The sequence below is a fragment of the Blastopirellula marina genome, from assembly GCF_002967715.1.
Taxonomy (GTDB): Bacteria; Planctomycetota; Planctomycetia; order Pirellulales; family Pirellulaceae; genus Bremerella; species Bremerella marina_B.
In genome coordinates this window covers 184,311-196,630 of record NZ_PUIA01000069.1, presented here as the reverse complement: position 1 = coordinate 196,630, position 12,320 = coordinate 184,311, and the positions used below count along the sequence as shown (strand labels likewise).

9 protein-coding genes are annotated in these 12,320 nt (G+C 57.5%); 1 reads left to right on the top strand and 8 read right to left on the bottom strand.

Annotated features, from left to right (window positions below; all coding sequences use genetic code 11):
- Positions 1-13 precede the first annotated feature (13 nt).
- Positions 14-1,375, bottom strand: a complete 1,362-nt coding sequence (locus tag C5Y96_RS21350) for a hypothetical protein (protein ID WP_158261351.1) — start codon at positions 1,373-1,375, stop codon at positions 14-16.
- 303 nt (positions 1,376-1,678) lie between these two features.
- Positions 1,679-3,097, bottom strand: coding sequence for a sulfatase (locus C5Y96_RS21345; RefSeq protein WP_199188755.1), 1,419 nt, complete (start codon positions 3,095-3,097; stop codon positions 1,679-1,681).
- A 217-nt stretch (positions 3,098-3,314) separates the two neighbouring features.
- Here C5Y96_RS21345 and C5Y96_RS21340 point away from each other — a divergent pair, with 217 nt between their 5' ends.
- Positions 3,315-3,647, top strand: a complete 333-nt coding sequence (locus C5Y96_RS21340; RefSeq protein WP_105357616.1) for a zinc ribbon domain-containing protein YjdM — start codon at positions 3,315-3,317, stop codon at positions 3,645-3,647.
- A gap of 106 nt (positions 3,648-3,753) precedes the next feature.
- On the opposite strand, the gene C5Y96_RS21335 is transcribed toward C5Y96_RS21340, so the two are convergent.
- From C5Y96_RS21335 to C5Y96_RS21300, 6 genes are all read right to left on the bottom strand, one after another.
- Positions 3,754-4,212: a DUF4375 domain-containing protein gene (locus C5Y96_RS21335; protein WP_105357615.1), complete on the bottom strand. Its 459-nt coding sequence runs from the start codon at positions 4,210-4,212 to the stop codon at positions 3,754-3,756.
- Positions 4,213-4,362: 150 nt separating this feature from the next.
- Positions 4,363-5,046 carry a hypothetical protein gene (locus C5Y96_RS21330; protein ID WP_105357614.1) on the bottom strand — a complete coding sequence of 228 codons (684 nt, stop codon included), beginning with the start codon at positions 5,044-5,046 and terminating at the stop codon, positions 4,363-4,365.
- Positions 5,047-5,151: 105 nt separating this feature from the next.
- Complete coding sequence (locus tag C5Y96_RS21325; protein WP_105357613.1) at positions 5,152-5,628, bottom strand: SMI1/KNR4 family protein; 477 nt, start codon at positions 5,626-5,628, stop codon at positions 5,152-5,154.
- A gap of 912 nt (positions 5,629-6,540) precedes the next feature.
- On the bottom strand, positions 6,541-7,953 hold the full coding sequence (locus C5Y96_RS21310) for a DUF1501 domain-containing protein (protein ID WP_105357610.1): 1,413 nt from the start codon (positions 7,951-7,953) through the stop codon (positions 6,541-6,543).
- A gap of 49 nt (positions 7,954-8,002) precedes the next feature.
- Positions 8,003-11,035, bottom strand: a complete 3,033-nt coding sequence (locus C5Y96_RS21305; protein WP_105357608.1) for a PSD1 and planctomycete cytochrome C domain-containing protein — start codon at positions 11,033-11,035, stop codon at positions 8,003-8,005.
- A gap of 148 nt (positions 11,036-11,183) precedes the next feature.
- Positions 11,184-12,296, bottom strand: a complete 1,113-nt coding sequence (locus C5Y96_RS21300; RefSeq protein ID WP_105357606.1) for a DUF3524 domain-containing protein — start codon at positions 12,294-12,296, stop codon at positions 11,184-11,186.
- Positions 12,297-12,320 lie beyond the last annotated feature (24 nt).

Below are 12,320 nucleotides of genomic sequence, written 5' to 3'. Positions count from 1 at the left end.
CGTCAGCCGACTTCTAGCATGAAACCACGGGGGATGCAAACTGCATGGCAATTCGATCCCCCAGCGTTGATGCGACTAACGAGGCGTTGGTATCCTCGTCGTAATTGTCGACGATTAGAGAGTAGTGTGGATCGGTAACTCCGATACAAGAACGACTCAGCATGTCGGCAACCGATTCCTCTAAATGCGAATGGTCGATTTCTGTCGCGGCGATTTGCTCGGCAGACATGCTGGTGGGAAATTCGAAGACACCTGGTAGTTTTCGGTACCAGGCCTTGCCGAAAACGAGAACGGGCTTTCCTCCGGTGATTGCTTCCCAGCCGGCGGTGCCGGTGATGGAACTCACGAACTGAGAATGCTTGATGAGCTCGTACGTGTCTGTCTCTAGCGGCACGATCTGAGCACCCGGGATGCGTCGAATTCGATCAAAAAAGAAGGGGCCACGTGCAAATGCCCGCTGCTTGGGGTTCTCTTTGACGTAGATTTTCCAGCCCTGGGGAAGCATGGCGTGAAGTTCTTCAATGGCGAGCGCCTGGTCGGCGTACTTGCCGCCAATTGCGTCGGTGGTCAGCTCGGGTTGAAGGTGAAGCGGAAAGTAAACAAACGGTTCGGAAAGATTGGGGACAACGGAACACTTTCGAACCCGCTTGCGGAATCTTGCATTGTGGGAACTGTTGTAAAAGGTTGTGACGGGGGACTTGATGTAACGCTGGTAGATCAGCTGAGCAATATGTTGTTGATGTGCTGGCTTGAGATAGATTTCCGGTATGATCCCCAGGACACGTTTCTCGTGGCTATGCCAACTCTTCATATAGAAATGATACTTCTTAAACTCTCGGGGGATCGAGATCCGTTCCGGTTCGCGTAGCTGCGGATACTGGGAGTAGTCTCCTAGTTCGTTGGCCGACTCTAGAATGAGATGTCGATTGGGAAACGGTAACTGAAACGTCATCAGCGTTTTGATGCCGAGTAACTTGGCGAGTTCATATAAGACGAAGTCGGCTCCCTCGTGAGGAATGTTCGAGAATAGAATCAGCTCACACTCGGTTCTCTTGAGCAGGTCGAAAAGGTAGTCGCAGTAGAATCGAAAACGGTCCTGCAGATCATGCAACGACGGCGTTCCGATCTGTGTCTTCTGTCGCGCGTGCCGCAAGTAGAGACGCTGGAAAATGGGGAAGTGCGGCAACATCGATTCGAATACCTGCCGATCACAAATCCCAGAGCCTGCCGAGAGGCATTTCTCGGGGTGCATGTGCAGGCTCGTGATTTCCTTTTGACCGAGCCAACAGGCAACGCGTATTCGACCGTTTTTCTCGAGCGATTCGATGATCCGCGACGAATTGAGGATAAACCCCCAAACAATTGTACTGGGCACGTGTGTCATCGCGTTCTAAGTAACCAGAAGTGCCATTAGCGGTATGAACTTGGTATTGCTCCTTATGTTAATACCCTTGTGTTAAGAACGTGTTGCGTGTTCTTGGTTACAAGGTTAACTGCCCCTCTCTTGGTGTGCATGTGGGCGGGTCGCGCTGAACCTGGAGGTTGTTTCATCCTCTCCTTGGTCAGATTGTGGAGAGGGTATGACAGCGATTGTGGGCACCGCCAGGAAAGTGATTGGCGGTGCCTTGTATGGCTGCTGAAAGATAGAAAGAACGCCCACCGCGTTAGATTGACTCGCTTAAATGCGACCTGGGGGACGGTTTTCCGTCCCCTTTATTTTTTGGTGCGAGTCCCCCAGCTTTTCGCGAATGCCGTCGGCCAGCTTCTCTAGCTGTTTGACGACATCGGGATGTTGATCGAGGACGTTGTGCTGCTCGCCGACGTCCGCTTGCAGATCGAACAGGGCCAGCGGCGTGGTGGCATTCGAGTAATTGGCCGGGATGCCGCCGGTCCCACCTGGCTTGCCGGCCATGGTGCGGTATTCGTGCGGGAAGACCAGCTTCCACTTGCCGCTACGAACGGCTTTCAGGCCGCTGCCATAGTAGAAGTAGTACGCATCGTGCGGCGATTGGGCACCTTCTTCGCCGGCGATCAGGGGCCAGATGTTCTTGCCGTCGATCGGCTTCTCCGGCAGGTCGGCCCCAATCAGCTTGGCCACCGTCGGGAAGATATCGATCGTCATCGCTGGCGTATCGCAAACGGTGCCGGCCGGAATTTTGCCTGGCCAACGCATGATGGTGGGCTCGCGGCAGCCCCCTTCCCACATGGTCCCCTTCCCTTCACGCAGCGGCCCCGCGCTGCCAGCATGGTCGCCGTACGAAAGCCACGGGCCATTGTCCGAGGTGAAGATCACCAGCGTGTTGTCGTCGATCTTGTTTCGCTTCAACGCATCCAGCACCTGACCCACCGACCAGTCGACTTCCATCACCACGTCTCCAAACAGCCCTGCCCCCGACTTGCCTTTGAACTTGTCGGAAACATACAACGGCACGTGCACCATGCTATGCGGCAGGTACAAAAAGAACGGCTTGTCCTTGTTCTTATCGATGAACGCGACGGCGTGCTCGGTGTACTGCGTGGTGAGTTGTTCCTGGGCGGTGCCGTCGACCTTCGGATTAACGACCTCGTTGCCCTCAAACAGCGGCAGATGCGGCCAACGCTTCAGGCGTTCCTCTTCGGAAAGATGCCGCACGCCAGGATGGTAAGGCCACATATCGTTCGAGTACGGCAGCCCGAAGTATTCGTCGAACCCATTCTGCAGCGGCAGGAACGGCTCTTTATCCCCCAGGTGCCACTTACCGAAGCAAGCCGTCGCATAGCCCTTCTGCTTGCATAGTTCGGCCATGGTCATCTCTTCGGGGTTGATCCCAATCTTCGAGTTCGGCCCGAGCGCTCCTTGAATGCCAACTCGCACGTTGTAGCAACCCGTCATCAGCCCAGCCCGCGAAGCGGAACACACGGCCTGGGTGACATAGAAGTCGGTAAACGTCCGCCCCTCGGCCGCCATCTGGTCGAGATTCGGCGTCTTGTAAGCCTCGGCCCCAAACGGCCCGATATCGGCATACCCCATATCGTCGATGAAGATCACAACAATGTTGGGAAGCTTATCCGCTGCATCGCTCGAAGACGCCAACGTAGCGAAGCTGGCAAGGGCCATAGCGCAAACTATTAGAAATCGCAGCATGAGAAGGATTACTCGTCAGGTGGGAAGTGGGATTAGGGAAAGTATTGAAATGATAACTTGGTCTTCTTTTCGCTGCAAACTCGCAGGCACACGCCATGCACGGCCAGGCTCTTTTGGGGGACACCTCTTTTCATGCGGCGCTGATTCATGACAATCGAGAGATCCTCTCACTTCATCAGGGAAACAAATCATGAGCCAACTCCCCAACTGCCCTCAGTGCCAAGGCGAATTCACCTACGAAGACGGACCTCTGCTAGTCTGCCCAACCTGCGGTCACGAGTGGTCCGCCACCGATCAGGCAGCCGCCGCCGATGACGACGTTACCCGCGATGCCAACGGCAACGTCCTGGAAGATGGCGACACGGTCGTGGTCATCAAAGACCTGAAGTTCAAAGGAGGCGTCGTCAAAGGGGGGACCAAGGTGAAGAACATCCGCATCGTCGGCGGAGACCACGACATCGACTGCAAGATCGACGGCATCGGCGCGATGGCGCTGAAATCGGAATTCGTGAAGAAGGCGTAACCCACACGACCCGATCAAAGAAATCCCGGGGTGCCACGCCCAAGTCTGCTTGGGCGTGCAATCCGTTAGCCATCATCAGTGCCACCCAGCCGCCGGTTACGCTCGCCTAACTTCTAGGCTTCAGGTTGTTCTCATCGGCATACTGGCACAGTGCATTCCAGATGCTTTCCTCCTGGGCGTAGAATGCCTCAGAGACGGGGCCGAGCGCTTCATCCATTCGGTCAATGGCCTGCTCGTACTCTTCTTCGGTCAATGAACTGGGGATGATCTCCAAGGGGGACGCACTCGGCAAGATCGGCTTGCCGCCCAGAACCACCGCTTCGGCTTTCTCCAGCAGGGCGAGAACCGAGTCGAGTCCAAGTGCTTTGAGGCCGGCATGGGCGTCGAGAATTTCCTGGCCCGTAAAGTTCTCGAAATAGCCGATGAAACCGCTTCTCGGGACCGAGCCTCGCAACAAATTCACTGCGTAAAAGTTCCACTCGCATTCCGACAACGCAGCGGAGCCTGGCTTGTACGATCGCTCGACCAGATTTGCCCACAGGATGTCGAAGTCTTCTTCTTGCATGTTCTCACGCTAATTCATTTCTATGCGCCGGTGTTGGCTATGCGTCGATTAAGTCGGGTCGTTCACCCTTTTCAACGGCATCGGCGACCTGCGCCAGCCACGCCCGGACTCCGCGACACGCGGGACGTCTTTTGCTACGCGGTTCAACTTTCACAGCATCACACGTTCAAACGTGCAGCCATCCTGCCAAGAGCTATGGGTAAGGTAACCCTGGATGATGCGGGCGACCTCGGCCGCTTTCAGTGGCTGGGGTGACTCGTAGTGTTCCGCTTCGCTGCCACTGCGATACTCCAGCAGGTAGCCCTCCTCGGTCCACATGGTTTGAATGTAGAACTCATTTCCGCGATCGACGATCAAGTAGGGATTTTGCCGGCCGACAAGGATATCCAGGATGTCCGGTATGATCTCGGGATAGGCTGGGATCGTCTTGAGCAGATGGGGCGACTCAAGCGTGCAATCGGTCGGCGTCATCAGGCCCGGAGGCATGTAGATCAATTCCGAGTTGAAGTCGAACACCGCCAGGTTGTGCTTCATCGCGAGATCGAAAACAACGTGGGCGATCTCCTCGGCTCTAGACCAGGCATACGAGAGGGTCAACGTCGGCCCCTCCGGACCGAATTCGCAAGACCAGGGAGACGCGTCAAGCTGGTCGTCAGGCAGCGTGTCGAGCTGAGGATACTTCTCCTCAAGCTCACGCTGAAACGCGTCAATCTTGGGTGAGTCCTCCAGCAGTTCCGACGTGTCGTCGCCGTCGAACATTTCGCTCCATGCTTGGTTCGCTTCTTGACGTGAGAATGTCCGAGGCAAATCCCAAACGGCGATGTCATAACTCATGGCAGATGCGGCTTCCTTTTCGGCAGAGCGTGTTGTGTGGCGGGGCAACTGGGTATCAGCCTGACTTGCGTCGAGTTCAAGTTGTTTGCCAGTGCTGCCCCGCCGTTACTCCAAGGCGGCTTTGACGAACATCGACAAGAAACTTGTAAATGAGTTGGCAACCGTGATTAGGTCAGGTGAAAACTCATCTGAGGTCTCATGCTTCCATACGGAAACGCAGGGAGATGCCGATTCCCTATAGTCTAGGCAAACAAAATCGCCCCCAAATAGCGCCGCGATTGGCAAGACATTCATCCCAGTCGAATCTTCGTCATCGATCAAGCGACAATCTAGCTGCGATGTTACAACAGAAATATCATACCAACCATGCTCATTGTCTTGTCTCGGGTCGTCTAGGATTGGTAGAAATCGTTCCACGACAAAGTCATACCCTCTCATGGAAAACACGTTCAAATCTGGAACCCCACCATTGTTTTCCTTTAAGAATGTCAAATAGTCGTCAGGAAACTCGATCTCGAAATGATCTTGCAGTTTACTGATGCGAGGAGCACTTGGTGGGGCCAGAGCCTTAGTTGTCTTCATAACTAATTTCTATTCAGATCATTGGAGGGCAAAAATGGGGACGGGGGGCTTTAATTGCAGTTTAACAAGAGAGCCTGAAGAAGACCCCCGTCCCCTTTTGTTTCCAACTCCGCTAACGTCTGATGGACGAACATCAAGTCGTGCAATGATACGCTCACCATCCTGTCCGGCGGAATGGTTTCCAAGCCAGACTCGACTCGCCGTGTGCCACTGGCCTCTGGCCAGTGCGATGCGGCTTCCATCTTCAGACGATACACCTCGGAACTTCTGTTCGATGAGTCCCTGCAAGATGAAATTGTCTCCCTGAGTCACTCAGTACAATACCTCACCTCTTCGGCCGGCGGGTACCTGATTCGCACTGGCCAGAGGCCAATGATACACGCACGCGTTCACTTTCACCCGGGGAATGTTGGCATTTCGTGCCGACGATTCCCCCCCCCAAACTTTTTCCCAGAAAATTTCCCAGGCGTACTTTTTAACGGAAGCGCTTGCCAAATAAATTACATGCATCAGCCCGCCAGTCGCTCTTGATTTGGGCGTGCTAAGTCCTGTGCCCGCTTTGGCCTGGGCGTTATTTCCTGCACCTTTGCAGGCTTCTTACGAATTGTTCAACACAAACACATCACGCGCTGTTCGCGTGATCACCGTATTCCTTTTTTTCGGAGCAGCATTGCTATGTCTCACCACTCTCACCCCCATTCCAATGGCTCGCCGGCGACTCGTGCGCAGCGGGAAGCGGCGCTCTTTCAGCGCCTGATCGATGTCTGCGACAAGCAAGACGAGATCCTTCAAAAGCAGCAGCAAGAGCTTGACCAGCTGCGAAGGCAACTGGCCGAACAGCCTGAGAAGGCACCGGCCAAGCAACCAGATCCGCCGCAAGCGGAGCAGCGGCCGGAGGTTCCGCAAGAACCGTTACGCCAAGATCTCTTTCACCACGCGGCCATGGACGTCGGTCAGACGGAAGTCGCGCCCTTGGTGACGGACGGTCAGTTTTTCGTGGTTGATGCCCAGCAGATGCAACAGCGTCGCGTGGAAGTCGTGGACGTGGACGATGTCTTCGACGGCGTTGTAACCCAGTTCGTCGGTCTTGCCGTACTTGATGCCCCCCTTGATGCCGCCGCCAGCCATCCAGATCGAAAAGCCTTTGATGTGATGGTCGCGGCCACTCCCTTGGGCCATCGGGGTGCGGCCGAACTCGCCACCCCAGACCACCAGCGTCTCGTCGAGCATCCCGCGGTTTTTCAGGTCGGTCACCAGCGCGGCCGAGGCCTGATCGACTTCGGAAGCACAGATCTGCATGCCGCGTTCGATGCCGCCGTGATGGTCCCAGCCGCGATGATACAACTGCACGAAACGGACGCCGCGCTCGGCCAGCCGCCGGGCGAGCAAACAGTTCGCGGCAAACGTTCCGTCAGCCCCCTTCGTGCCGTACATGTCGAGAATGTGCTGCGGTTCCCCCGAGACGTCCATCAAGCTCGGCACGCTGGTCTGCATCTTGAACGCCAGTTCGTACTGGGCGATTCGCGTGGCGATCTCGGGATCGTCCAGCATCGGCTGCCGCAGCGCGTTCATCTGGTTGACGGCATCGACAACGTCGCGCTGACGCCCCGTGGTAATCCCAGGCGGGTTCTGCACGTACAAAACCGGATCTCCGGTCGAGCGGAATTCGACCCCTTGGTAACGGCTCGGCAGAAAGCCACTGTGCCACTGCCGCGCCGCGATTGGCTGGGCCTGGCCTCCCTTGCCAACTGAGGTCAGCACGACGAAGCCAGGCAGGTCGTCCGCTTCGCTCCCTAGGCCATACTGCACCCACGAACCCATCGACGGTCGGCCAGAGATCGACGTGCCGGTGTTCATGAACGTATGCGCCGGGTCGTGATTGATCTGCTCGGTCACCATCGAGTTGATGATGCACAGGTCGTCCGCGATTTCGCCCATCTTGGGGAATAGCGAAACAATCGACTGCCCCGACTCGCCGTAATGGTTGAAGTCGAAACGAGGCGCGTAGCACTTGAGGGCCCGCCCTTGCAGCTGCGCGATCGGTTGCCCTTTGGTGAACGACTCGGGCATCGGCTGATCGTTGAGACGCTTCAGCTCCGGCTTTTCGTCGAACGTTTCCAGGTGCGAAGGACCACCCGCCTGACACAGGACGATCACCCGCTTCGCCTTCGGAGCGAAGTTGGGGAACAGCCCTGGTGCCTCGTTGGCATGCGCGGTCGAGGCATTCATCAGCGAAGCGAGCGCCGCCGTACCGAGCCCGGCCATGCCTTGCCCAAGGAAGGTACGCCTGGTTTGTCGGATAGCGGCTTCGTGTGGATCGAACATGGGATCGCCTATGGGGGGATAAATCGGAACAGGTGCCTGCTTCGCGGCACTAATACCGAGTGATCGTCTCGTTTAAATTCAACAAAACGCGAGCCACCGACATCCAGGCAGCCAGGTTGGCGGGATCGATATCAGCGGGAACCTGGTACTCGCCTACCTCCAGCAGCTTGCGGGCCGCGTCGTTATCGGCCGCGTACTGCTGGTGATGCTTCTGGTAGATGTCGAGCAGGATGTGTGCTTCCTCGTCAGAAGCATTCCGCTGCTGCACGGCCTGCATACCGAAGTTGATTTTGTTGCGCGGCGTATCACCCCCTTGCTGGATCAGCAGCGCGGCGAGGGCCCGGGCAGCTTCGACGTAGGTGGGATCGTTCATCAGCACCAAGGCCTGCTGCGGTGTGTTTGAAAGGTTTCGGCGAACGGTGCATTCTTCCCGCGTTGGTGCATCGAATGCCGCCAGGCTCGGGTGCAGATAGGTTCGCTGCCAATGCGTGTAGAGCCCGCGACGATAAAGATTATCGCCATGATCGCGCTGATACTCACGCATCGGAAAGTTGAGGTGCGACCAGTAACCAGGGGGCTGATAAGGCCGAGCACTTTCGCCCCCCAGCTTTTCGACCAGCAGTCCGCTGGACGCGAGAGCGTTGTCGCGAATCATTTCGGCCGGCAGACGGAACGAAGACTGAGCCGCCAGCAGCGAATTGTTGAGGTCCTTTTGTTTCAGCTCGGGCGAGCGGGCAGAAGACCGCTGGTAAGCGTCGGAAAGAACGATCAGGCGAATGATGTGTTTCACGTTCCAGCCACTGTCGACGAACTCACCGGCCAGCCAGTCGAGTAGCTGCGGATTGCTGGGGACCGATCCCTGCGAGCCGAGGTCGTCGGAGGTGGTGACCAGGCCGCGGCCGAACATCAGTTGCCACAAGCGATTCACAAACACCCGCGCGGTGAGTGGGTTGCGACGATCGACCAGCCAATGTGCCAGATCGAGCCGCGTGGCCCGCTGATCGCCGGCTTCGATATCGTACCCCAAAAAGCCAGGTACGCCCGGCTGAACGATCTCGCCACTGTCGTCCAACCAATTGCCGCGCGGCAGAACCCGCATGGTGCGCGGTTCGACCGACACGGAGACGAGCGTGGTGGTGATCGAATCAGTCAGCTTTTTATGGTCTTCCTTTCGCGCGGCCAGATCCTTCCGGGCCTGATCCAGCCGTGGGGCGATCGTCCGATAGAAAGTGGCCAGCTTTTGCTGCTGCTCGGGCGTGCGCTGGTTGTTGGGAAGATCGACGATTGCGCGAATGTCATTGGGAACTCCCACTCCTTTGCCAGCCAGCACAGGACGTGGCGAATCGACCAGCGAGATGCGGAACCGGCCGATCGCATGGCTACTGCCATAGTTGTGCGTCATGGTGACGGTCAGCTTGCTGGCAGGCGTTAGCGCGAGGTCTTCCTTCAGTTCGAAGACGACTTCGTTCGCCTTTCCAACCTGCGGCAAGATCGCCCAGCCGTCGCCCGGCTTTGCGGACAACAAGCCGCCTGGTGCCCAACCATCCTGGGCATGGGTGGCCGTTGCCGAGTGCAGTGCGACCGGCTTGTCATCGACCGAAAGCTGAAAGCCGTTAAGAACGAAGTTGCCGTTGCCAGCGCGTCCGGGGCCTTTGGCCGGCAGCGAATCGTCGGGCATGACTTCCAGGCGGATGGCGGTCGCCTTGGGGAGATTGGTCGTGAACTGAAGTTCGTAGGTTGGCTTGTCGGGGTTGGCTCCGGTGGCCAGAAGGGAGTCGTCGTCCAACTGCTTCCAGGTGACTTCCGGTTTCGATGTGAGGCTGGTTGGTTTCAAGGGATGCCATGCGGCGGCTGCGGGAAGTTCCGCTTCCCATTGACGCTGGTCGCTGGCCAGTTCTGGCGTATCGGTTTGCAGTTGTTTTTCGAGAGCCGCAATTTGTTGGTCGAGTTCTTGCAAGCGTGTTGCCTGGTCGTCGGTGGGGACCATGATGTTCGGTCCCCAGTAGCTGGTCCGGCTGCTGCCGCTGTAGACCCCCTGCTCTTTCAAGTCGGCAAAGAAGGCGGCGAACTCGTAGAACTCCTTGATTGTGTAAGGATCGAACTTATGATCGTGGCACTCGCTGCATCCCATCGTAGCGCCGAGCCAAACCGTGCTGGTTGTACGAACGCGGTCGGCGGCATACTTGGCCAGGTACTCCTTGGCCTGGGCACCTCCTTCGGCGGTGATCATGTTCAAGCGGTTGTAGCCAGAGGCGATCTGCTGCTCGCGGGTCGCATCGGGCAGCAGGTCGCCGGCGAGCTGTTCGATGGTGAACTGGTCGAACGGTTTGTTTTCGTTGAACGACTGAATGACATAGTCGCGGTACGGCGACATGCTCCATTCCTGGTCGCCGTGGATGCCAACCGAGTCGCCGTAACGCACCAGGTCCAGCCAGTGGATGGCCATCCGTTCGCCGAAGCGTGGCGAGGCGAGCAGCCTGTCGACATACATTTGGTAGGCCTGGGGGGATGGATCGGCCTCGAAGATGGCCACATCGGCGGAGGTGGGGGGCAGGCCATTCAAGTCGAAGTAGAGTCGGCGAATCAAGGTCCGGGCATCGGCCTTGCTGGCCGGCGTGATGTTTTTCTCCGCAAGTCGCTGGTTGATGAAGTAATCGATCGGAGACGTGCGGTTGGCTTCAGGAATCTGATGGCGCTGGGCAGGGATGTACGACCAATGCTCGTCATACTTGGCCCCTTGTGCGATCCACTCCCGCATGAGGTCGACTTCCTCAGGCGTCAACCGAGGGCGATTCGATTCGGCCGGCGGCATCTGGGTATCGGCCTCGTTACTTGCGATTCGGGCAATCAGTTCGCTTTCCCCTGGCTTGCCAGGGACAATCGCGTGGCTGATCGCTGCGTCGCGCATATCGAGACGAAGGTCGGCTTCGCGCGTGTGCTGGTCTGGCCCATGGCATGTGTAGCAACTGTTGGAGAGCAGCGGCTTGATGTCGCGCGAGTAGCTAATCGGCTCGTCTGCAACTGCCAAAGCGGCAGGAACCAACGCAATCAGCGCGATGAGCGAACTGAAGAAGCGATTCATAAGGGCACGGATCTTCTAAGGGGCGGGATGGGGAATTGCCAAGAGGAAGAAGAGTTATTCAGTGTGCATGGCAATTCGGGCTTGATGTCGATCTCAGCCTACTGGAAGAGGGCTGGTTTGTCAAAAGGATTACCGTTGCGCGGTCCCCCTATCGGGCAGTCGTCCGATCGACGACCCGCTGCAGATGTTCGTCATACACGGGAGCCAGTTGCGACCAACGCAGGGCATCGAGCTTCTGGGTGACCAGTGATAGTTGCCCCGTCGCAGCCGCTTGGAAGGCCTCGTCCTCGCACAGCTTTCGCAGGTGCGCGATCAGGCCGGCGGTTGTGCCGTCGTAGAGTAAGTTCGGCTGGCCGTCGACAAGCTCGGGATAGGCCAAGCGATTGGGCAAGATGGGCATGGCTCCGGCGAGAATCGCCTCGGCGGCTGAGATGCCGAAGAACTCGTGCACGGCGGTCGAGACGAAGAGGTCGCTGGTGCGAAGTAGCTGAAGATAATCGTCGTGGCTGGCAAGAAAGCCCCACTGGTCGATACGATCGGCCAGAAGCTCGCGGGCATGCTCGAAGATCGGCGGCGTATCGCGGAACGACTCTCCCACGACACTCAAGCGAAAGGGTTGACCTTGCTGCTTTAGTTCGATCATCGCGGCGAAGAAGCCTTCGGGGTTCTTGTCCTTCTCCCAGCGTGCCGCCCACACGATATGCGGACAAGCGAAGTTGTGGTCTCGTTGATTCGGCGTGATCTCAGGCAGGCCTGGCGCTGCGACGATGGTTTTCTCGTGCGCGCGATCGAGATGAGCATCTAACGTGTAGTCGGGAAACTTTTTCAGGAATGCCCGGCACTGCGTGAAGAACTCGGTGCGATGGTAGGCGGAATTGAACCAGGCCTGGTCGGCGGCCAGCAGGGTTTGGAAGTTATCGAATGCGTAATGGAAGTCACGCTGGGTGCGCGTATCGTCGGGGTAGGTTAGCTGGTTCTCGTGAAAGTAGACGATCGCCGGCAGGCTCGCGATTGGCTGTGGAGCCAGACCGCGGAACGCGGCCAGGTTCAGCATGTCGGTGCAGAAGATCGCGTCGAAGTGCGTGTCAGGGCGCTGTGCGATCTCATCCGCAAACGTGATCGCCGCGTGCCGCATCCGCCATTTCCAGTGGTGGGCAGGCAGCGTCAAACAGGTCCACGCGTGGCGGCTCTGGGCAATCCAGCCATCGAGAAAGGCACGATGGCTGCCGCCGTAATAGGGCTCGAGTGCCAGGATGTTCATGACGCGCGGCTAACAATGCTAAGG